The 24048-nt window shown below is 41.0% G+C and carries 16 protein-coding genes; 5 read left to right on the top strand and 11 right to left on the bottom strand.

Features of this window, described 5'->3' with window-relative positions:
- Positions 1-23 precede the first annotated feature (23 nt).
- From J671_RS07645 to J671_RS07610, 8 genes are all read right to left on the bottom strand, one after another.
- Entirely contained in the window at positions 24-1526 is a 1503-nt protein-coding gene (locus J671_RS07645) for a UvrD-helicase domain-containing protein (RefSeq protein WP_002156955.1), read from the bottom strand.
- Positions 1527-1535: 9 nt separating this feature from the next.
- Positions 1536-2309 (bottom strand): bifunctional phosphoribosyl-AMP cyclohydrolase/phosphoribosyl-ATP diphosphatase HisIE, encoded by a 774-nt coding sequence (hisIE, locus tag J671_RS07640; protein ID WP_004710809.1) that lies wholly within the window; start codon positions 2307-2309, stop codon positions 1536-1538.
- 162 nt (positions 2310-2471) lie between these two features.
- Positions 2472-2870 carry a VOC family protein gene (locus tag J671_RS07635; RefSeq protein WP_031981881.1) on the bottom strand — a complete coding sequence of 133 codons (399 nt, stop codon included), beginning with the start codon at positions 2868-2870 and terminating at the stop codon, positions 2472-2474.
- A 26-nt stretch (positions 2871-2896) separates the two neighbouring features.
- Complete coding sequence (locus tag J671_RS07630) at positions 2897-4210, bottom strand: FAD-dependent oxidoreductase (protein WP_031981880.1); 1314 nt, start codon at positions 4208-4210, stop codon at positions 2897-2899.
- Between the two features lie 121 nt (positions 4211-4331).
- Positions 4332-5951: an ABC1 kinase family protein gene (locus J671_RS07625; protein WP_031981879.1), complete on the bottom strand. Its 1620-nt coding sequence runs from the start codon at positions 5949-5951 to the stop codon at positions 4332-4334.
- A 12-nt stretch (positions 5952-5963) separates the two neighbouring features.
- Positions 5964-6632: a ubiquinone biosynthesis accessory factor UbiJ gene (locus J671_RS07620; protein ID WP_016803966.1), complete on the bottom strand. Its 669-nt coding sequence runs from the start codon at positions 6630-6632 to the stop codon at positions 5964-5966.
- Positions 6633-6643: 11 nt separating this feature from the next.
- Positions 6644-7591 carry a bifunctional demethylmenaquinone methyltransferase/2-methoxy-6-polyprenyl-1,4-benzoquinol methylase UbiE gene (ubiE, locus tag J671_RS07615; RefSeq protein ID WP_031981876.1) on the bottom strand — a complete coding sequence of 316 codons (948 nt, stop codon included), beginning with the start codon at positions 7589-7591 and terminating at the stop codon, positions 6644-6646.
- Between the two features lie 148 nt (positions 7592-7739).
- Complete coding sequence (locus tag J671_RS07610) at positions 7740-8447, bottom strand: FFLEELY motif protein (RefSeq protein ID WP_002157018.1); 708 nt, start codon at positions 8445-8447, stop codon at positions 7740-7742.
- A 209-nt stretch (positions 8448-8656) separates the two neighbouring features.
- Between J671_RS07610 and J671_RS07605 the strand changes: the two genes are divergently transcribed.
- On the top strand, positions 8657-10075 hold the full coding sequence (locus J671_RS07605; protein WP_031981875.1) for a phosphate--AMP phosphotransferase: 1419 nt from the start codon (positions 8657-8659) through the stop codon (positions 10073-10075).
- Between the two features lie 23 nt (positions 10076-10098).
- Here the strand turns inward: J671_RS07605 and J671_RS07600 are convergent, their stop codons facing one another.
- Positions 10099-11418, bottom strand: coding sequence for an MFS transporter (locus J671_RS07600; RefSeq protein WP_031981874.1), 1320 nt, complete (start codon positions 11416-11418; stop codon positions 10099-10101).
- A gap of 179 nt (positions 11419-11597) precedes the next feature.
- Positions 11598-12110, bottom strand: a complete 513-nt coding sequence (locus tag J671_RS07595) for a hypothetical protein (RefSeq protein WP_004710796.1) — start codon at positions 12108-12110, stop codon at positions 11598-11600.
- A 171-nt stretch (positions 12111-12281) separates the two neighbouring features.
- Between J671_RS07595 and J671_RS07590 the strand changes: the two genes are divergently transcribed.
- From J671_RS07590 to recD, 3 genes are all read left to right on the top strand, one after another.
- Positions 12282-15917, top strand: coding sequence for an exodeoxyribonuclease V subunit gamma (locus J671_RS07590; protein ID WP_031981872.1), 3636 nt, complete (start codon positions 12282-12284; stop codon positions 15915-15917).
- Between the two features lie 3 nt (positions 15918-15920).
- The gene (locus J671_RS07585; protein ID WP_031981871.1) at positions 15921-19619 is read left to right on the top strand and encodes a UvrD-helicase domain-containing protein; all 3699 of its coding nucleotides are present in this window, start codon (positions 15921-15923) and stop codon (positions 19617-19619) included.
- Positions 19620-19727: 108 nt separating this feature from the next.
- A complete protein-coding gene (recD, locus tag J671_RS07580) occupies positions 19728-21479 on the top strand; it encodes an exodeoxyribonuclease V subunit alpha (protein WP_031981870.1) in 1752 nt (583 codons plus the stop codon).
- Positions 21480-22196: 717 nt separating this feature from the next.
- On the opposite strand, the gene J671_RS07575 is transcribed toward recD, so the two are convergent.
- The gene (locus J671_RS07575; protein WP_031981869.1) at positions 22197-23495 is read right to left on the bottom strand and encodes an EstA family serine hydrolase; all 1299 of its coding nucleotides are present in this window, start codon (positions 23493-23495) and stop codon (positions 22197-22199) included.
- A 212-nt stretch (positions 23496-23707) separates the two neighbouring features.
- Here J671_RS07575 and rpsO point away from each other — a divergent pair, with 212 nt between their 5' ends.
- On the top strand, positions 23708-23977 hold the full coding sequence (rpsO, locus tag J671_RS07570; RefSeq protein ID WP_001229357.1) for a 30S ribosomal protein S15: 270 nt from the start codon (positions 23708-23710) through the stop codon (positions 23975-23977).
- Positions 23978-24048: the final 71 nt, after the last annotated feature.

Here is a 24048-nt window from a genome sequence, read left to right as displayed (position 1 = left end):
AGGCTCACCTAATTATGAGCGCTTCAACCAACCGACTTACGAAGACTTAAAGGCGCCCTTACTTTTAATTGTTGTATCAGATCATAAAGATGATGGATGTTTAGACTTACTTTAGCACGAGTACAGGCCACGTAAAGTAATCTTAATTCCTCATCTGTAATCTTGTGTTCTAAGCCATTAATTTTAAATTGATAATCATCTTCAATATGGACACGATTCCACTCTAGTCCTTTTGCTTTATGGGCAGTCGAGATGACATAGTCAGCTTGCTCAAGTGGGGTAATCTTTGCAAGTGCTTTTTTCAGTGGGTCGGTACCGTGATCATCCACCAGTTTAACCAATGGTTTAATATCACTTCCCTCATTGGTTTCACAGTATTCATGAACATCATGCCATGAGTTAAACCATGCTAACTCGGGGACGTCAGTAACTCGTTTTCCTTGCTTCAAGAGGCTTGCAGCATCTACAAAACGGTTTAGCTTTTGATGGTCAGCTTGCAAACTCACTTTATCGCCGTGAACTAAGCCTGCCAATAACAGCTCCATTGCGCGAGCATTAGTACGACATAAAATCGCATCACGCATTTTGGTATGAGGCTTATTGACTACGCTTGATTTTTGGTTCGGATTACCAAGTAAAGGAACTGTCTCATTTAAGCCACCTAATAACGCATTGGCAACATCGGCAATTGCCTCTCCAAAACGAAAAGAAGTGGTGAGGCGAGACTCAGGCAAAGGCAGTTGTTGCATGGCATTTACTGCACCACGCCACGCGTAGATTTGCTGATGAGCATCACCTACATAAATAACCTGCGTACTTTTTTGACGTAGCAAAATACCCAACATTAAAGGGTCAGCATCTTGGGCTTCATCAAATAAGACATAATCTGCCGGAATGTTAGGTTCAGACAATGCCCAAAGCTTGAGATAAATATCATGACCAATTCCCGCTTGATGGTTTGGGTCGATGGACTCAAGCCAGCGGCGTTCAACAGCAGGGTAAAGGTGGGTCTGTAGCTCAGTAATATCGTCTGGATGTAACCAGTTTGGCGCCTGAATATGTCGAGGCGCTGGATATTGAGAACTGGTCGAACAGAAATAGCTCACCGCATTGGCAACAAGACTCGCTAATCGACTTGGCATTAAGACGTATTTTTCATAACGTCCACCCATCATGCGTCGTAAGGTAATCGGTTCTAGTCGATATTCTTTGGCAATAAAACTTGGACTTAAGCGAGGTAAGCGTAATTTATCAGTCACACCACGTGGCACACTACGAAACGCGAGTGAGTGAAAAGTACGGCAATCTACATTGCGATGAAATTTGTTCTGAGCTTCGCCTGCAATGGCTTTGTTAAATGCCAAATACATTCCACGCCGTTCAGGCATGGCATCACTAATCATTTGTAAGGTAGTAGTTTTACCTGTACCCGCATAGGCAATCACTTTAAATGATTGCCCAAGACGTGCGTTATCTATGGCAATTGCTTGCTCATAGGTGGCTTTAGGTTTTTCGATATTCGACACTGAGTGATTTTAAACCTTATTGCGGTTAGCTTTTTCAACTAAACCAGATAAACCCTGACGACGAGCTAATTCGTCAATAATAAGCTGTGGATTAAGATCGAAATAACCCAACATGACAATGCTATGGAACCACAAATCGGCAGTTTCATAAATCAAGTCATTTAAATTGCTTTCTGTATTTTGAGCAGCGTAGTCTTTTGCAGCAATAATAGTTTCTACGCTTTCTTCGCCAACTTTTTCTAAGATTTTATTAATGCCTTTTTTGTAGAGGCTTGCAACATATGAAGTGTCTGCTTCTGCTTGCTTACGCTCTTGCATCAATTGCCCTAAGTGAGCGAGTACATCCACTTGTTCAGTGGTGTGAGCGTGATCGTGGCTTTCAGTTTTAGCTTTGTCACCATAAATTGCGGTAGGGTCTTTTAATTGTGCATCGACAATTTCCCAGCCCTGTGGAGTAAGTTTACGGTAGAAACAAGACTCACGACCTGTATGGCATGCTATACCGCCGTGTTGCTCAACTTGTAATACGATTACATCACCATCGCAGTCCAAACGAATTTCATAAACTGTTTGAAAATGGCCTGATTCTTCACCCTTGTGCCAGAGTTTTTGGCGAGAGCGAGAGAAGTATACAGCCTGATTTTTTTCTGCTGTGAGCGCAAGTGCTTCACGGTTCATCCACGCTACCATCAAAATACGTCCGGTTTGATGATGTTGAGCAATGGCAGGGATAAGACCTTGTTCGTTAAATTTTACTTCATCGAGCCATTGCGTGTTATTCATGAGGAATCACCAAAGAAATATGAACTATAAATTGATTTCTGTCAGATGCTAAAAAATAGCTTGTATAGTGTACGGCATCAACGCCACTTTGCGGAAAAATTCTTTGTTCTTTTTGTCTTTGTCAACGTAATGAATAGCTTGCACTTCTTACTTATGAAGAGCCTATTTAGGTGGCTGAGTCGTTATAATATTTGAAATCTCAATCAAATTTTGATCTGGATCGCGAATATAAACTGAAAGGATAGGGTGCATTGCACCAGTACGTTCAACGGGGCCTTCTTCAATTTGAATATTTAACTGATTAAGGTGTGCAACCACTTCTGAAATGGGAGTATCTGAAATAAAACACAGGTCGGCAGATCCGGGAGTTGGCTGTAATGCCTTAGGTTCAAACTCGTTACCTTGCTGGTGTAAATTTATTTTTTGATTTCCAAACTGTAGAGCCTTTCTATCACCTTTAAAGGTAATGACTTTAAACCCCAGCGCGGTTTGATAGAAATTACATGTATTCTCAATACTGGCAACAGTTAAAACAAGATGATCAAGATGGCTGATTTTCATATGCTATTCACTATGATTTGGATGGGTTAATAGTCAGACAAGGATTCATTTTTTAAATGAAACGCACTGCTTTCTTTAGGTAATTGAGCTATTTGGTCATATTCAAAATGTTGGAATGGCCCTGTCTTTAAACCTGAAATTGTGATGGCCATTTCTTTTCGAAAATAAGGAATTTGATACATCCAAGGGAAAACTAGATCTCTTAAACTTCCCGCCCACCAATGGTCAGATTGATATAGTGGCGTTAACAGGCGACTAAGAAATTGATAAAACTGGGTGGATGAACGGCGAAGCTGGTGATAATGCTGCCAGAGCAGGGACCAATTAATATTTTGGTTCTTTTGAGCTTGCCGCAATGATTGAGAAAAAGCCCAAGCATCTAATAATGCCATATTTGCGCCTTGTCCTAACTGAGGACTCATTGCATGAGCTGCATCTCCAATTACCCCAATTCGACCTTGACCAAATTGAGTCATGACGACATCACGGTAGTTGGCAGATAACCATTTGGGCTGAGTTTGACTGTTATACAAAATTTCTTTGAGCCATTCTGCAACATTGGGCCAACGCTCAGAGACTTGCTTTAACCAAGCTTGTTTAGCTTGTTCATCTTGCAAAAAGTTTTGTAATTGTGGAGTAGGTAAGCTCCAAAAAATGCTTGAAAGGCGCTGTTGAGGTTCGGTTGGAATCGCTCCTGTAGGAAGAATTCCCATCATAATTTTCGAGCGATCATAAAATTGATGCAGAATTTCAGAATCGAGAACTTGGCACTCAGGTACGATACTCCATGCCGCACCCCAAGGGTAGGCTTGGTCGACTTTTACCCATGCTTTAGGGCGTAATTGACTACGAGCACCATTGGCAATGAGTAGGCCATCAAAACAAGCATCAAACTTTTGGTTTTGATGACTGCCGAATATCCGAACTTCATCGTTATGTTCTTCAAATCTTTCAACAGAATGGTTCATATACCAAGTAATCTGGCTTGAATACTCGTTAAGTTTTTGAGTGAGAACGTGACACAAAGTGGCTCGGGGTATACCTAAACCATAAAGATCTGCTGATGCTTCGTGATAGTGACTGTTAACTAAAAGACGCTTGTCCGGAAGTTGCCCTTCTAGGCCTGTGACTCTCGCACCTAAGGTTAAGGCTTTGTCGAGTACACCTAAATGTTGAAATACAGCTAAGCCCGCGGGTTGTAGTAATAACCCAGCACCTACTGGCGATAACTCATCAACTTGTTCAAAAATAGTAACGTGGTTGCCTTCACGGGCAAGCAAAATTGCGGTGGCTAAACCTGCTGTACCTGCACCAACAATGGCAAAATGAGGTGTTTTCATTGTTTGTTCTTTTCAAGCATTTACAGCTTCAATTTAGCAATGAACGAATAAACGATCTATATTTTTTTAAATTAAAGTTTAGGCATAAAAAAATCCCTTGCGAGGGCAAGGGACTTGGAAGTTATTTCAACACACGCCAAAGCGCTAGTAAACTACTCAGCACAATTAAAATAATGGAAACAAACCAAGGGCTAATAATGGCAATGGTTAGTAAAATCAGCATAGTACTGCCAAACATCCAGCTACGACGCTGTTGATGTTCCATTTGCAAACGAAGTTGCTGAATTTCACGTAACTGACGGTCCTGCCAAGCAGATTGGTTCTTTAAACCATTTAAGCTATCAATAATTAAGCTTGGGAAATCTTGAGCGCCTAAAAGCAGGTCAGGTAATTGCTGGCCAAGTTCTTTTACATTTTTGACTGGGTTCATGTTGGACTTAACCCATTCTGTCAAAATAGGTTTTGCCAATTTCCATATGTCGAGCTGCGGATAAAGGTCCGTACCTAGGCCTTCTACATGCACCAGAGTTTTGAGTAGTAGCATGAGCTGTGGCGGGATTTCTAAATGGAAGCGACGGGCAATATCCATCACTTGAATTAAGATACCCGCAAAATCAAGTTGATCCATTGGTTTAGACACCATTGGCCCAACAGTACGGCGCATCTCACGTGCTAAAGCATCTTGATCGGTACCCGGTGGAATCCAGCCAGCTTGATGCACAATTTGAATAAGCTGCATAAAGTTGCTATTCATTACGGCAAGCAACATGCGGGCAACCGTCATCTGGTCGTGCTTAGAGAGCTCACCCATGATCGCACAATCCAGTGCAATAAAGCGTGGATTGCTTGGGTTGATGGTTTCTACAAAGACATTGCCGGGGTGCATGTCGGCATGGAAAAAGTTATCGCGGAATACTTGCGTAAAGAAAATCGTTAAGCCTTTTTCTGCAAGTTGTGCGCGGTCCATGCCTAAACGGTCAAAGGTTGCGGTGTCTGAAATAGGCACACCAGTAATACGTTCAGCCACCATAACATCTTTGGTGTCCATGTAGACTTCTGGCACATACATCATGGTTGAGCCAGTAAAGTAATGGCGCATACGACGAGTGTTATCTGCCTCAATACTCAAGTCCAGCTCATTTAAAATGATCTGGCGGTAGTCTTGAATAATTTCAGATAAATGTAATGCACGAGCAGCTTCAAGGCGGCTTTCTAGTGTATTCCCTAGCCATGCCAAAATTTCAAAGTCTTGTAAAATCTGGCTACGAATATCTGGACGAGTGACTTTTACAACAACTTCTCGGCCATCATGTAGTGCTGCTGTATGAACTTGTGCAATTGAGGCAGCAGCAAGGGGTTGGTCATCAAAGCGAGCAAATAGTGTATTTACGTCTGCTTTTAAAGAGTCTTGAATACGTTGTTTGGCAACATTGCTATCAAAAGGTTTCACCTGATCTTGAAGTAAAACCAATTGAGCGAGTATTTCAGGTGGAATTATGTCGCGTCGAGTTGACAGTAACTGCCCAAGCTTAATTGCAAGTGGTCCCATGTCTTCTAAAGCTTCTTTAAGCTTTAAAGGATTCTTGCGCTCACGACTCGACCATGCTGCCGGATGCATTTTAATAATATTTAATGCATGTTTAGCTTTAACTGGTAGTTCATCCGCAGGGAACAACGTATCGAGTCTATAGTGCGCTGCAATACGCCAAAGTTCGAGTAAACGTGAAACGTGCGGAATCATATACGGTCTTACCTAGTCTTGAGTGGGTTGTAGTTGTGCATTGAGCTGCTGTAATTTAGCTTCTAGACGGTCAATATCTTGATTAAGCTTACGCGTAGCTTGATTTAAATCGTCCATTTCCCAACGTGGGGCAAATAAACCACTGTCTTCTTTTAAAGCATCTTCAGCGAAAAATAGATGGCTTTGAAGAGAGCGTTTTAGATGCTTGGGTGCAAGTTGAATCTTGCCAATTTCATGAGCGAGTTGAGGACCAACCCATTTTGATAAATGCGCAGCTAAATCAGGTTCAGCCTGCTGCATAATTTTTTGAATATCCTGTAATAGATGATAGTCACCTTGTAGCGGGATATTACCAATCTGGTCGGGATCGCTCACCAATAGTTTGATGAGTTCAACAACATCTTTGACATGTAAAGTAGCTGTTGCTTCAGAAATTTTAAATTGCGGATCAAAAGGGCGTTGTTCAAAAATAGAAGGTTTTTCGCTGTGCCCAGTTGCAGTAGGTTCAAGACGTACTTTTTCTTGGTCAAAGAATACATCGACAGAAAGCTGCGGGCTATCGATGACAACACGCAACATTTTGCCCTGTAACTGATTGAGCTGAATGCGGGTTAATGCATCCAGATCGATCAGATGATGAATGATACGTTCGACTGCACCGAGTGCTAGAATCGACCACATATCGCTATCCCTTACAGTTTGAAACCGCGGTGAACAGCAACAATACCGCCAGTCAGGTTGTGATAGTCACAGTTCTGGAAGCCAGCATTTTCCATCATGCCTTTTAAGGTGCGTTGGTCTGGATGCATACGAATTGATTCAGCCAAATACTTATAACTTTCTGAGTCATTGGCAACTAATTTACCCATAATCGGTAAAGCGGTGAACGAGTAGAGATCATAAAGTTTTGAAAAAGGCTCAAATACTGGTTTAGAAAACTCAAGAATCAGTAAACGACCACCTGGTTTAAGTACACGGAACATAGAAGCAAGCGCAGCATCTTTATCCGTTACGTTGCGTAGACCAAAGCTAATGGTAACAAGGTCAAAGCTGTTATCTGCAAAAGGTTCTAAAGTTTCAGCATTGGCAAGTACGAAATCGACATTGGTACAGCCTGCATCAATCAGACGGTCACGGCCAACATTCAGCATAGATTCGTTAATGTCTGAAAGTACCACATGACCTTGAGGACCAACTTCACGGCTAAATACTTTTGCTAAGTCGCCTGTACCACCAGCAATGTCTAACACGTGTTGACCACGGCGAACACCAGACATGTTAATTGCAAAGCGTTTCCATAAACGGTGAATACCAAATGACATCAAGTCATTCATAAGGTCATATTTGCTTGCAACCGAGTGAAAAACTTCAGCAACTTTTTGAGCTTTATCTTCGGTTCGAACTGTTGAATAACCAAAGTGAGTTGTTTCACCAACGTTGCCAGTGTTGCCTGCACCACGTGGTAAATTATATTTTGGTACAGAACCGCTAGCAGGCGTATCTGTTAAGGTTTGCTGTAAAGTTTGTTGTTGCCCTTGAGGGGTACCTTGCGGTAAAGGTGAGCTTAGGAATGGGCTAACTTTGTCTGAACTTTGTGCCTGCTCAGTTGGAGATGTTGGCTTTTGGTTTTCGTTAGACATATTGTCTCTCCTAGACTCAAACTCAAGTGAAACGGAATAAGTTCTGCATGATGACAGATTTTGTCTATTTTTACAGGCATCATCATGCAAATATAATGAATAAAATCTCAACTTCGCGAGGTTGAGTTTTTTCTATGTGCCGACCTTATCACACTCTAAACGGATTCGGATGTCCTGAATGTACTTTTTCAACAATCTGACGTTCTTTTTCCGTAAAAGTCTTAATAAAAGCCTCTGCTGATTTTAATGGTTTCATTGCGGTAAAACCATCTTGAATAAAATCATACATCAATTCGAAGTGATATTTTTGTGCAATACCTTTACACATTTTAAAAGCAGTGAACATCATAAATGAACGCATGTATTTATCGAGTGCTATCCCTAAGTCATCAAGAAGGGCAAGCTGTTGGTAACGGGCTTCGGCCTGATCAAGCTTGATTAAGGTTAAACGCATGATCTCATCAGTGAGTACTGTATCTGCTGGGTAGTCTTCAAGAAGCTGCATAGCCACTTGTTCATCAAGTTGCGTGGCAAGTACAGCCAAACTTACCGACTTTGTTCCTGTTTTAATTGCGTTTTCAGGTAGGACTTTTTCTGCTTTATGGGCATATTTCAATAATCGTTCAATTTGTGCAGCAAGCGCATCAAACTCTGGGCCACCATATAAACGGTTTAAAAAATACTCTGACATGAGCTTGTGCTCTGGCAGATTAAAAAAGTCGTGATGCGTTTCTTTCATCCGCTCTTTTAACCATGTTTGTACATCTTGCAAACGCTGGGCAAGCACTGGATTATCGTGATAATTAAATGTTTTATATTGTTGTAAAAGATCATCAAAAGCAGCGAGTTTAGACATTTAAGGCTCTAATATTGGGCTATTTGCAAAAAATCATAAAAGGCATTGTAACCTTCTACTATGGCGAGTAGATGTAAAAAAAATGATTTATGCGTCAATTTTTAGACAGAATTTTGCTGCAATGACATAATTTGTATAGCAATTCATCATCTAAGCGCATAAGTTAAATAACAACGAAATTAAACAATAAAAGATTAGAGCAGTGGACTATGAGTGAACAACAACCAAAATTTGAAATTCGAGACGAAGAACAGCTTTCGGTCGACTTGATTGAAGCACAATATGCTTTAAAAGATAGTCGCGGTAAAAAAAATGCTAAAAGTACGCTCATTTTAATGAGTGGTATCGAACTGGCCGGAAAAGGTGAGGCTGTTAAACAGCTTCGAGAATGGTTAGATCCGAGATATTTAAGGGTAAAAGCAGATGCATCGCGTGTGCTGACAGATACAGAAGCTTTTTGGCAGTCATATTCAGAGTTTATTCCGACTGAAGGCCAAATTGTGGTGATGTTTGGCAATTGGTATAGCGACTTGTTGGTTACCGCGACGCATGTGTCAGAGCCTTTGGATGAGGCCCGTTTTGATGCATATGTGGAAAATATGCGTTCATTTGAACAAGACTTAAAAAATAATTATGTCGATGTGATTAAAGTTTGGTTTGATCTTTCTTGGAAATCATTGCAAAAACGTTTAGATAAAATAGACCCTTCTGAACAACATTGGCATAAACTCCACGGCCTAGACTGGCGTAATAAAAAACAATATGACACTTTGCAAAAGTTACGCCGCCGCTTCACTGACGATTGGTACATTATTGATGGGGAAGATGAAAAACAGCGCGATCAATTTTTTGCTCAGTATCTTTTACAACATATGCGTCAGCTACCTGAACATGAAAGTGAAGTCAAAGGGAAATGGCAGCAGGCCAAGATTCCCGAGAGTTTATTAAAACCTGCTCAAGAACAGCTTGATAAAGCTGAGTACAAAAAAGAGCTCGATAAACTCAGCAAAAAAATTGCCGATACCATGCGTTTTGATAAACGTAATTTTGTGATTGCTTTTGAAGGAATGGATGCTTCGGGCAAAGGGGGTGCCATTAAGCGAATTGTGAAAAACTTAGACCCACGTGAATATGATATTCATTGTATTGGAGCACCTGAACGTTTCGAAGCAAGGCATCCTTATTTGTGGCGTTTTTGGAACCGCATTAATGAAGCCGAAAAAATTACGATTTTTGACCGTACTTGGTATGGCCGAGTGCTAGTAGAACGTGTTGAAGGTTTTGCGTCACCTTTGGAATGGCAAAGGGCGTACGACGAAATTAATCGCTTTGAAAAAGATTTATTTGATAGCCAAACGATTGTGGTAAAAATTTGGCTAGCGATTAGTAAAGATGAGCAAGAACAACGTTTTAAAGCCAGAGAAGAGACACCGCATAAACGCTTTAAAATTACCGCAGAAGACTGGCGTAATCGTGACAAATGGGATGATTATTTAAAAGCAGCAGCAGATATGTTTGAACGAACCAGTACCGAATATGCTCCTTGGCATATTGTTGCCACTGATGATAAATATACTGCGCGTTTAGAAGTGTTAAGAGCGATTTTAAAACAGTTAAAGGCAGACTAACGTCTCCTTTAACTGTTTGAATATTATTGAACTGTTGGTTGTACAAATTGATCCTCAATTGAAGAGGATTTTGTAGCAAGAGTTTGTCGATTGCGAAATACAATAAGCGTTGCAATCAAACTGATGATTGCGGCAAACATTAACCAGAAAGCAGGCATACTTTTGCTGCCAGATTCTTGTACAAGATATGTGGCAATCATAGGTGTTAACCCACCAAATATAGAAGTGGCAAGACTATACGCTACAGAAAAACCAGCAATTCTTACGGAGCTTGGCATCATTTCAGTTAGGGAAACAACCAATGCGCCGTTATAGAAACTATAGAGCAGAGATAGCCATAGTAGTGAAAGTAACATGTGTGCCAAACTAATGTTTTGAGTTAGCCAACTTAATAAAGGATAAGCACTTACAAAAATTAAAATGGTTGTGGTGATTAATAATGGCTTTCGGCCAATTTTATCTGATAAATAACCACCTATAGGTAATAAAATAAAATTACTTGCTCCCACCATCACTGTTGCAAATAAGCTTTCTGTGCTTGTTAAGTGTAGGACTTCTTTTCCATAAGTTGGGGTATAAACTGTAATGAAATAGAACATGGTTGTGGTTGTTGCAACCATACACATTCCAACAACTACAATTTTCCAATTCGCTGCAAGCGTTGACATAATTTGTCTAGTAGTTGGATCCTCTTTTCGAGATGAAAAAGCTTCAGTTTCGGCTAAGGATTTACGTAACCAGAATATAAACGGAATAATTGCACAGCCGACAAAAAATGGAATACGCCAAGCCCAAGCATCAACTTGAGCTTTTGTAAAGGCTAGACTGACTAAATAGCCTAATGTAGCAGCAAAAATTACAGCAACTTGTTGGCTGGCAGATTGCCAACTGGTAATAAAACCACGGTTATGTGGTTCCGCAATTTCAGATAAGTAAACCGAAACACCACCTAACTCAACGCCAGCTGAGAAACCTTGGGCTAAACGGCCAACAAATATTAAGACAGTGGCTGCAAAGCCGATAGTGGCATATCCTGGTGTTAGTGCAATTAACAATGAGCCAATTGCCATAATACTTAAGGTGACCATCAATCCTTTCCGGCGTCCAATACGATCGACATATGGACCTAAGACGAGTGCACCAATTGGACGCATTAAAAAACTAACGGCAAATACCAAAAAAGTTTTCATTAGCGCGGCATAGCTGCTATCAGAATGGAAAAAAGTTTCACCTATGGCTTTTGCATATAGACCGAAGAGAAAAAAGTCATATTGTTCTAGGAAGTTGCCACTGGTCACATTAAAAATGGCACGTAAACGGGATGTTGATTGTCCATATTCCACAATGGCTCTCCGTATTTCATTTGGCATTGTAAACTGAATAATAGACTTTTAAACTTTAGTAAAACTTAAAAAAATAAGTGAAGATTAAAGTTTTTAATATATCTTTTGTTTTATTGTGTAAATTTTAAAAGTAAAAAATAAGGCACAGTCATGTGCCTTAAAATTATGATAGGACTATATTAATGCTCAAGTACTGTTGAGTTGCGTCCTTTTTGTTGGATACGTTTAGCAAGATTGTAGCTGTCATTTAAGTGAGTTTGGGCTATTTTTTTCATCATAAAATAACCTAAACTTGCTGCAACAATTTGTCCGCCTAACGGAATAAATTTCGTCACTTGTTTCGTTACGATTTTGCCAAAGAAACCGTTAAAGGTTTTTTTAACGGTTGTACGCGCGACCACAAAACCTGAAAATTGAAAGCCACGTTTACGCAATTCATCCCAATGAATGGTTTTTGTTTTTGGATCATAGACGCTGACATGTTCAGGCGCTAAACCAAAACGGGAATTAATATCGGGAATAAGCTGTGACAAAATTCCCAAATCTACTACCACGTCAAAAAAAGGAATGGGTACAATTGCTGCACCAGCAGAGACGTAAGCTCTTTTTTGAATGAGATCGTGGCACTCATCGCGAATTTGTTCCAGATTTAGGCTAGGATCAATATAGTCAGGAATGTTATCAATTTTCATAATGTTTTACCTGTAATGTGTTCCTTAAAGGTGTCTTGCCAACATAAGGTAAGTGACACCTAAAATGAGATTATGCTGTGTTTAAACCAACGTGACATAGTCAGATTCAGTTGTATAGTAATGAATGTTTATGATTTTGTGCATAAATTATGCGAGTAGGATATGAAATAAATGGGCATCCATGTTATTCAAAGTCAACGTATTGATGTGTTGTTGCAGGGCGTACTAGCGTCTACGTCCCAACCTTCAACGCATCCTTTACAGGTTTTGAAAGCCCAGCATTTTATTGTGCCAAGTCCTGCCATCGAGCAATGGCTGATACAAAAACTTGCAGAACAACAAGGAATGAGCGCCAACTACCAGTTCCACCAACGTGTGCGCGGGTTTCAGTGGTATGCCTATCAACAGGTCCTCACGGCGCATAAGGAACAGGTTCGTAAGGCCAATATTCCACGCTTGATTTTTAAATGGCGTGTACATCAAGCCTTACAAGAATTTATTCAGCCTGATGAAATGAGTATAGATAGCTCTCATCCACTACATTCTATTGTTCAACGTATTTATGACAGCGCAGATCGGCTTGAACAAGGGATTGAAAAGCAGCTAAAAAAACAAAAAATGTTGTATTGGGTTGCCGAGCAGGTTGCCGATTTATTTAGTAACTACATGGTCTATCGGGGACAGTGCCAGCGTGGTTGTGAAAATACCTGTACTTGTCCAAATAACTGGTTAGCAGCGTGGGGACAAGGTCGAGCGCTGGATATCGAAAAGTATATTGCGCAGAAAGATAAAGAAATTTCTGCTTTTACTTTACAGCAAACACAAGAGTTAGAGCGTTGGCAGCGCTGGTTATGGCAGCAGCATTTTCATGATGATTTTATGCAAATGCAGCAAATTGATGAGTTGTTTTGGCAAGAGTTAGAGCATCCTGAGCGCCAGAAGAAGGCACTGTCTCGTTTGCCGGAGCAAATAGTCATTTTTACTTTGCTAGACTTACCGCCTAGCCAGCTTCAGTTTTTGCGCCGTTTAGGGCAATACATTGATGTGTTGATTTTGCACTATAACCCTTCGCAAGAATATTGGGCCGATAGTGTCGACCCACTCTGGAAACAGCGCTATGACTTAGGGGTAAAAGAGCGTTTTATAGCAAAGAATCCCCAAGCGACCGATGCGGAAATTGCCGATTTCTTTAATAAATTTACGCTTAACTTTAATGCTGAGGCGCGTGAGTCAAGACATCCCCTTTTAACCAGATTAGGGAAACAAGCCCGCGACCACTTCTCATTACTCTCAAACTTGTCTACAGGTGAGGAAGGTAAGTGGGTGGATGCCTTTGTAGATGATTTTCCTGAAAGTTTACTTGGTAAAGTTCAGTCAGATATTTTGCACTTGGTGGAACCCCAAGCCAAGCAATATGAACTTGCCCCTAATGATGATTCAATCCAAATTCATGTTTGCCACTCGACACTACGGCAACTTGAAGTATTGAAAGAACAATTGATTGGCTGGTTGGCGAAACCGTATGAACAGCCACGTCGTCCAAATGATATTTTGGTTTTAGTTCCTAATTTGGCTGAGGTAGAACCTTTAATACGAAGTGTTTTCCCTGCTACAGCGACTGAGCAAGGCGTGCATTTGCCTGTCAAAATAGCAGGAATTGCCTCACTCGATGCACTTAATGCATGGCGTGCCGTGATTGGGCGTATTCACCTTATGCAAGGACGATTTAGCTTTGATGAGTTTGCTGACTGGCTTGGTTTACACGCGACTCAACAGCGTTATGCACTTGAATATGCTCAAGTAGAGCGAATTTTAAACTTACTTGCCGATGCAGGGTTTAAACGTGGGCTTGATGCAGAGCATCTGAAACGTAGCTTATGTGACGGCGATGATGATTATCGATATAGCTTTAAATTTGCTTTAGAGCGGTTAGCACTCGGCATAGCAATTCCTGAACATGCTACATTTAATCAGGTGCTGAGTTACGCTAAGGTTCAACCAGGCGATTTTGAGCTTATTGGTACGCTCATTCAGATTTATCAAGATTTAAATGAACGCCGTGACTGGCTCATTATGCATGAGCAGAAAAAAAGTCATACGGTGGAATACTGGCTGCAAATACTCTCGCAAGATATTATCGAGTTTGAGCAGGCCGGTGTGGCCGCTTTAAAAACTGCGCGAGAAATTGTAAAAAAACAAGAGCGTATGTTAACGCTTGCAAGCTACTATGCCGAGACAGAAACAGGCGCCTTACGTAAAATCACCTTGCCTTTGCCTTATATTCTGGATGAGATTCAGCGAACTTTAGAAAATCAGACCGCCCAAGCTGAACCGACCGGACAGATTACCTTTGCCCAGATTGGACAAATTCGTCCCTTACCTTATCGCTTAATTGTGATGTTGAACGTTGATGCAGGGCAGTTTCCAAACCGTGATACCCACGTGCCATTTGATTTGATGGATGCATTACGTCAACAACTAGGTGACCGTTCCCGTCTTGAGGATGATCAAGGCGCTTTCTTAGACGCCTTGCTTTTAGCCCAAGAAAACTTATGGCTGTTTTATAACGGTTTTGATGTTAATGACGGTGAGGTGAGAGATCCTTCTAGTATTCTTCAAGAGTTCCGTGAGCATCTTGCGCTTATTGTAAAACTGGAACCAAATGCCCCCGATCGAGAAGTGATTGAAGGCATTGAAATTCCGTCTCAATTAAAACAGCTCTATCATTTACATTATTTACAGCCGTTTGACCCGAAGGGTTTTATGGCCGAGAAAAGTTATATTCGCTACCAAGATCACTGGTTTAACGTGGCGATGCAAATTCAGCAAGCTTCCGGTGTTCTTAAGCCTTGGGCAAATATATCTTATCCTTTAGAAATACCTGACATGTTGGTTTTAGACAGTCATCAGTGGATACAAGATGTGACTTTCCCCGCACGCCTATATTTAAAAACTTTAGGCGTAGAAAACTTGGGAAGTGTTGGGGAGCTAGATCAGAATGAACCTCTGCTTTTAGATGGTTTGGGCCGCTATACCATTCGACATTTTTTACAACAAAATGAACAGCAGGCACAGCCAGAAGCTCTACTTGATCAGTTGCCTGTAGGCAAAGTTCAATACAGCGCATGGCAACAGGGCATTTTTGAGCAGGAATGTTTGCTTGAGCGCCTTCATCATTACGCGCCAGCTGTGACACAAACGACTCAGCGTGTGTGGCGAATTGCTAAACAGCTACATATGAATATTACGGTGCCAAAATCTGAAACTCAGGATTGGGTCAGTATGGAAGCATCAAGTGCTCGCGCAAAAAGACGTGCAAAAGTCTGGTTAGAGTACCTGCTTTGGTTGGCCTATTTAAATGAAGGAAGTGCAGGAACTGAAAGACGCCGTATTGTGGTTTTTAGTGACCAAACCGTCATCTGTAAAGGTATTAGTTCGGAACAAGCTCGGCAGTATTTACAGCCGTGGTTTAAAATCTGGCGTTATGCTCAACAGCAGCCACTCGTGTTACCAGCAGCTTTATTATTAAAGCCACTTGAAAAAGCTAAGGCATATCAGTGGGAAACAACAAATCCGACAGAAAAAATAAAACTCGATGAGAAGAGCTATGCGGAGCTGTTAAAATACTGGAATGAAACAGGGTCATTTACTTCTATCGATATGACACAAAATGAAGCGTGCAAGTTACATCAAGACTGGCGTTTCATTTTGCAAGAACAAGATGCACAAACATTACTTCAACATGCTTGTGATGAGTTTGCCTATGACCTGTATCATCCGGTTTTTCAATTTCAACATTCGGAGTAAGACATGAACTCAAGAGTACAGGTGTCTTATCAACCTATTATTGATATTGAATTTAGTGGACTGCATTTAATTGAGGCTTCGGCGGGTACTGGAAAAACCTATACACTGTCGAGTTTAATGGTCCGTATTTTTCTTGAGAAATATTTACCGGGCCAAGTCATTGCAACAACATTCACCCGTGCTGCCGCTGCCGAGTTAAAAAGCCGAATTCGTGCGCGTTTGGTCGAAATCTACCGTTACTTAGATGCCAAGCGGAGCTTGACTGAAAAAGAAATTCTTTTGCAGGCCGAGCAAGAATCTGACTTATTACTCCAACATGTTCTCAAGCATTTTGCGACACGTATTGCCTATGCCTGTGAGCGTTTAAAGCTCGTTATCGATCAGCTAGATGAGCTATTTGTCGGAACACTCGATAGCTTTAGCCAAAAACTATTACGTGAGTTTGCCTTTGAAAGTGGCAAAATTGAACGTGCTCAAATTACCGATGATGCCAAAACCTATAGCCGACAACTGATTCATGATGTTTTACGTGAATGGATACAGTCTCAGCCTCAAACTGTAATTGATGCATTGTATCTGGCAGGTGAGTTAAAAAGTGTCGACAGTTTTGTCAAACTGGTCGAAGACTCACTGAATTTTAGTTCGGCTCATTTTAAACTTCCCGAAAAGCCTACCATTCAGTTTGAACAGCTTGCTCAGCTCAAACAGTTGGCAGCAGAAATTGATATCAGTCTTCTAGAACCGTATTACTTGTTTGATGGCGAACACTATAAACATGTAAGCGGCACAATATTTCGTAATGGCGCATTTAATAAGTTATTTAGTGAATGTGTGCCACAGTTATTACAGGTTTTAAAGCAAAGCGACAGTATTTTAGTTTTTGATGGGTCTTTAGCGGTACAACGCGAACTCATTTTTAAGTTTTTAGGCCAACTTGCCGATCAGAAAGTTTTCAAGAAATGTCCCGCCGAAATTTCGGATGGATTTTATCAGCATCCTTGTATTCAGCAGATTCAGCAGTTATTTGGTGTGCTGAAAAACTACGCTGAACAGTTCGATCAGCTTCATATTTATTTAAAAGCTTATTTGTGTGTAGAGGTTAAAAAACGTTTACCACAGGTTTTACAAAACAAGGGCGAGACGACTTTTTCTCAGCAAATTCGCACTTTGTCAGAAGCTTTAAAGGGCGAGCAAGGGCAACGTTTCGCCGTATTTGTGCAGGCTCGATACCCCTTAATCTTGGTTGATGAGTTTCAAGACACCAACCAAGACCAAGATGACATGCTCGCCAGCATTTGGCGTCATCCAGAACGTTACCAAAAAGGTTGCATGATTATGGTGGGTGACCGTAAGCAGGCAATTTACGGTTTCCGTGGTGGGGATATGCTCACCTTTTTAAATGCCTACAAAGATATTCAGGCAAAGCATGGTCGCGAATATAAGTTAATTCATAACCACCGTTCAGTCGCTGACTTGGTTGAAGTGGTTGATGCCTTATTTCAAAGGCAAATCGACTTTGGTGAACAGGTTCAATATGACCCGATTCGGGCAGGGACTCGACCTCACCCGGTTTTAATCGATCAAAACCAGCCTAATCCGCATCCTTTACGTTGGCTCATGCTAAAAGACAAGGAAACGGAGGCACAGCAAGTTGCGTGGAAAATACGTGATTTACTCAATCAGTCACATGCTGGACAACTTTATTTTCAAAAAGATGCCCAGACTCAAACCTTAAATGAAGATGATATTGCGGTCTTGTCGCGTAATCATGATGGTCTTGATAAAGTTCAATTTGAATTAGAACGTTTAGGAATACGAGTTAACCGGCCATCAAAACGAAGTGTTTTTGATTGCACAATTGCTCAGGATGTTGGGGCCTTACTCACAGCGATACTCCATCCTTACGATGAGGCCAAAGTGAAACGAGCTTTGATTAGCCGTTTATTTGCTATGGACCTTAAACAGCTGTTGCAACTCGAACAAACGGCCGAAGGTTTAAGCCAGTTTATGACGGGTTTTGATGCTATTCGTGAGCTTTGGTCAGCTCAGGGCTTTTTAGTAGCATGGCAGCAATGTTTAAACCAATTTGATATTTGGAAAAATCTGGTTGCTGTCCAGAGTAAAGATAATGAGCGAGTTGTGGTGAACTTACGTCATTTGACCGAAATTTTGAGCCAACATAGCGAGAAATATCAGGGTGCGCAAAATCTCTATCATTGGTATCTCAAGCAACTACAGTCACCGCTTGATCGTGAATGGGAGTTAGAGCGTAGGTTGTCGAGTGAAGCTGGTGTGCAGCTCATGACTATTCACCAGTCAAAAGGTCTTGAGTTTAAAATTGTCTTTTTGCTCGGGGCCGACAAGCCATTTCGGGAAAATAACAAGACACTTAACTTCTCGACCCAAGATATAACGGTTCCGGAGTCGGCTCAAACTCTAACACAACGTGTTGTTGCGATTGCCGATAAAACATATTTAAACGAAACCGAGCTGAAGCAGCATGAAGAACGGGCTTTGGCGGAACAAAACCGTCTATGGTACGTGGCTTTAACTCGGGCAAGTCATCGTGTTTATGCGCTCTTACAAGATACGGATGGCAAGTCTGTTTCAGGTTTGGCATTTTGGAAAAATAGAACTGAACCTTTCCAGCACCGTTGTTGTACCGATGAAATAATTTTGGAGCAACCACCTGCTGCCATGCATTTAAATCAGCACATCAATATTATTGAGATACAGGCACAGCATTTTCCTGATCAGCGCTTTTATTCAAGAGGTAAAACCAGTTTTAGTTATCTCGCACAGCATTTAAGACATAAAGTAGGTACAGATTTACTCGCGAGCCAGAGCCATGAAGCTGTTTTAGCCGAAGATGAACTCGATCAGGTTATTTCTGTTGAGGCGGCCACAGCACAGCCGATTAGCTGGATCAAAAGCAATTTTCCGAGAGGCACACTCGCAGGTAATTTCTTACATGAAATTTTTGAACATATTGATTTTCAATGTTCAGATGAGTGGGTAAGTGAAATACGCCGTCGTTTTAAAAATGACTACAGTAGTTTGTGGCAAGATTTATTAATCAAATACCAAGAAAGCTTTCCCGAAGAACAAGAAGCGGAATATTCACTTTATCACGCTGTGGCCGAATGGTTGCAAGAGATTCTAAGCACGCCGTTATATCAAGGCTTTCGCTTAAATCAGTTACAGCCAGAGCACTATTTATCAGAGTGTCCTTTTTATTTGGCACTGTCAGATCGTGTGTTAGCCATGAAACGTATTCAGCAGTTGTTTGCTGAATATGGTATGGAAATGCCTGAGTTATTAGAGGCTCGTTCCGCACGCTATTTAAATGGTTCGATAGACTTGGTTTATTTTGATGGGCAGCGTTATCACATTGCTGACTATAAGAGTAACTATTTAGGTGAAAACCTTGTCGATTACAGTGTAGAAAGTATTGCTCAAAGTATGTCTTTAGCCAGTTATTGGTTGCAAGCAGGCTTATATTTGGTTGCGCTACATCGTTATTTAAAAGTCAAAATGCAGAATTATGATATTGAGCAACATTTAGGTGGGGCGACTTATCTTTATTTGCGTGGTATGAATGGCGAAGCTGAGCAGGGTTATTATTATTGGCAGCCAAGTACAGAATTTGTTCTACGACTCGATGCTATTTTAGGGTACTTTGCTGAGGATAAAATTGCATAAAAAATGCTGATAAATGATCTAATTTTAGAATTAACAAATACTTGGGGTGTGGATAAGCCTGTCTATAACCATGTGGACAAGCGTGTGGAAAACTAGGTGGATAAGTGTGTGGACAATCTAAACAGCCCTGAACAAAGCGATTTAAGCTGGTTAACGACTTGGAGTACCTTTTTAAATCAAGCCCCGTTTACTGCACAGACACAAGCTCCAGAGGCAGCTTATTTTTTGCAGCAGCTGATTGAAGCGAGCTTGCAGGGTGACAGTTGTATTGAGATTAGCCCAGAGCAAATAGAAACACTTGGTCAACTGGCGATATCTGCTGAACAAGCGATGTCTCAAGTTGCCCCTTGTGTCCACGACGGGCAGGGGTTGGCATTATACCGATATTGGAACCTAGAGCAACGTCTAGCTGAGCAAATTCGCCGATTAAAGCAACAACCAATTCAACCTGTTTCATGTGAAGAGCATTTAGACTTATTAACTGATCCTCATCAGCAAGCTGCTTTGCAAATGGTGACTCGGCAGAGCTTAAGTATTATTACAGGTGGACCGGGTACAGGTAAGACTTATACGCTGGCTCGTATTATTGCTGTGCTTAGTCAGGCAATTCCGCATATTCGTGTGGCAATGGCTGCTCCGACGGGTAAAGCTGCACAGCGTATGCAAGAAGCCTTACAAAACTCGTTTAATGATCCCAAACTGCTTGAGTCGGGGCTAATGAGTGATGAGCTAAGAAACCAAAGTACCCAAACTATCCATCGGTTATTAGGTATGGGGCATAGTCAAACTCCACGGTTTAATCAAAAACAGCCGTTGCCTTATGACGTTATTGTGGTGGATGAAGCCTCTATGCTGGATTTAAATCTGGCAACGTTATTATTTGAAGCTGTCCCTGAGTCTTGTCGAATTATTTTATTAGGCGATGCCAACCAGCTTGCTTCAGTAGATGTTGGAGCAGTACTTGCAGATTTACAGCAAATCGAGGCGTTGTCTGAAAACCGTGTTCACCTTCAAACCAGCCGTCGTTTTGCGGAAGGGGCTTTGATTGGTCAGGTTGCCCGATTTATTCAAATGCAAACCAGTCAAATCAACCATGAGCAAGTTTTACAACAATTTGAAGTCGATATTGTTCAAGTTTCAGAGTTACGTTCAATACCTTTAGAAGCCGACATGCCCGATGTGGTTCAGCTTGAATACTTACCCGCAGAGTCATCTCTAGCAATAGAAACTTACTACCAAAAATTGATGGCGGGTTTTCAAGGTTATGCGCAAAGCTTAAAAGCTTATTTACAAGATGATCGATCACTTGAGCATATTGAAAATATCGTTAAGTCATTCGATGACTACCGTATTTTAACGGCAGTTCGTCATGGGCCATTTGGCTTGCAGCAACTTAATCAATATGCCGAACGCTGGTTACAACAACAGCTAGGTATTGTGACTTTAGGAGGATGGTATGTAGGCCGTCCGGTCATGATGACTTATAACGATTACCAGCTTGGTATTTCAAATGGTGACATTGGTTTATGTTTTGAGCATAGAACCCAGCCTCAACAGTTTGAAGTCTATTTCCCAAGTTTAAATAAGTGGGTTGCTGCAAACCGATTACCTAAAAGTATTCAAAGTGCATTTGCTTTAACCATTCACAAATCGCAAGGGTCTGAATTTACACATACTGCTGTTGTTCTCGATCAGGCCGCTAAGAATTTGTTAAGCCAAGAGTTAATTTACACTGCGATTACACGAGCGAAAAAAGTGGTCAGTCTGTTGGTTCACCCAGAGGCTTTATTACAATCTTTTACAGTTCGTACGACCAGAAAAAGCGGTTTAGTTGAAAAAGTTAATCGGTTAGTTCGTTAAGGCAAACTTAATATTTTTACCCTTGTAAGAAAAAGCTTACATGGATTCGAGATATTTGCTGCTAGAGAACATACCCTGTTTTTGAGATTATAAACGCACAACGAGCTTGGCAAGGAATGTCGGGCAAAATCGCACAATAATAACAACTTAAGTCGAGAGACTGCGAACTTACAATGAAGTAGGTGAATAAAGAGGAAACTTACAGCCGCTAAGCCTTGTAGTTTTGGGAGAGACTACAGGGCTTTTTTATATTCTGAGTTTTTATCACGTTAAATAAATTAAATAACCCCTGGTTTGCGTCGTGCTATTTCTTATTCTGATTATCAATAATTTAACTCAAGCATATCAATATATTTATTTGTAATATGATTCTTAAATGGGCATTTTTCGCGTGAATTGTTAAGTTAAATGTTATACAGAACCGTACGTTATTTAGCTGTTACAGATAAACGCTAAATATTAGACAGACCTGTACGTTTTCGCTTACATGATGATAAGAAAAATACTACTTTTCTTCATAATTGGATATGACAAAATACATCACATAAGGAAATAGAAATAAAAACAACGGAAGTGAGTAAAACGAGAAGAAGGATGTGGAAAGCATCTCACACATAACAATAAGAACAGCGATAAACACGATAAACAAGAACTACAGCGCCAAAAACCCAAGCAGAAATGCTTGGGTTTTTTATTTTAGCGCTAAGTTATTACGATTTAGACTAGATCTGTTTCATGTGAATCGCTACCAAACAATGAGCGACGCTGATCTCTAGGAATTCGTGGGCATTGGCTAGAAATTTGATAGAGCAAGCTGGCTAGAGCCGGAAGGTGAGTGCCTACTACGGACTTTCCAGTGGTTAACAGTGAAACGCTAATATCTCGCTCTGGGTCGGCCCAACATAAAATATTAGAAAAGCCGAGATGATCAAAAGCTTGTCCAGTCATTGGACCAAATAAACCTACTGGATTGCTACCGAGCATGGGACCTAGTGCATAACGCATCGGTATTAATAAGGTTCGGTCAATGTTAACTCCTGTGGTCGGTAGAGTTGCTCTAAAAATTGTTTTCTCACTTAAAATTTGTTTGCCTTGGTAACTTCCTCCACTTAAAAGCATTTCAAAGAAGCGTCCAGCTTGTTCGGCACTGGTATAAATGTTGCCAGCAGGGCAGATGGTATCCATAAAGCGGCTATCATTGGTCACATCTACAGCGAGTTGTAAGCCGCCACCTAGTACATGATTTAAATAATGATCTGTTCCTAAGCGAGGATGTAAACCTGTTGCACAATTGAGTGCAACTTTGGAGCGATACTCTGGCTTCAAACCATAGTTGAAATAAGGCATGTCCATCGGCTTCTCGGTGGTCTCCTGCACAAATTGGCGAAGGTCTTGCCCTGTGACTCGCTCAATAATTTCACCTAAAATATACCCTGCCGTTACTGCATGATAGGCGAGGTGATTTCCTGCTGGAGAAACAGGTCTTGCTGCATATAGGCGCTTTAAAATTTCATCTTTATCAAAAAGCAGTTCAGGAGTGACTTCTCCATCAACATAAGGAATGCCTCCCCGATGTGCTAACAAATGAAAGATGGTCGCACGGCGCTTCCCATTTACACCATATTCAGGAATGTAATAACTGACGGGGTCAAGTAAGTTGATTTCACCTTTTTCATCTAAAAGATGAATCAACATAGCAGTAATCATTTTGGATGCTGAAAATAAGCAAACAGGAGTATCCGGCGTTGCGATGAGGGCATTATTTTGCAAACCTTCTGGAGAGTTCCCTTGAGCATAGCCAATGCTTCGATTTAATAAAATTTTCCCTTGTCTACGTAAACAAAAAGTAATGAGCGGATAGTTCCCGGTTTTATAGAGCGACTCAATACTCTTCCAGATCTTTTGAACCTGACGTTCACTCATTCCACCTTGTTCAGCAGGTACCTCATCTTTGTGATGAATGACCGATCCAATATCGTCTGGTACTGGACAGGTGTTGGTCGAAAATATTTTCACACGTCCCTCGCGTTTCTTTCTTTTTATTGACGGTCAAGTGTGCAGGGTTCGGATGCGTATGTCAGTGTCTAAAATGACAGGTAACTGAAAACAATTTTGCAATCCATATATAGATACCTTAAAATAGGCAACTTGCTGTAGTGATGCACGGCAGTCAGTTGCGCTCAACTGATTCATATCATTTTATTTTTTAAGCATCTCGGAGAAATCGAATGGCTTTAACTAATGCAGACCGCGCAGAGATCATTGCTAAATTTGCTCGCGCTGAAAACGACACTGGTTCACCAGAAGTACAAGTAGCTTTATTGACTGCTCAAATCAATGATTTACAAGGTCACTTTAAAGCTCACAAACACGACCACCATAGCCGTCGCGGTTTGATCCGTATGGTTAACCAACGTCGTAAATTACTTGACTACTTAAATGGTAAAGACCACGAGCGTTACACTGCTTTGATCGGTGCTTTAGGTCTACGTCGTTAATTCGATTTTGCTTTGTTTTCGGTTTATCGCATGTTGCTATGCTTTGTTTCTGGAAAGAAAGTTTCGCCTAA

It is taken from the genome of Acinetobacter sp. 1130196 (genome assembly GCF_000588095.1).
Lineage (GTDB): Bacteria > Pseudomonadota > Gammaproteobacteria > Pseudomonadales > Moraxellaceae > Acinetobacter > Acinetobacter nosocomialis.
This window is presented reverse-complemented; position numbering and strand designations above follow the sequence as displayed.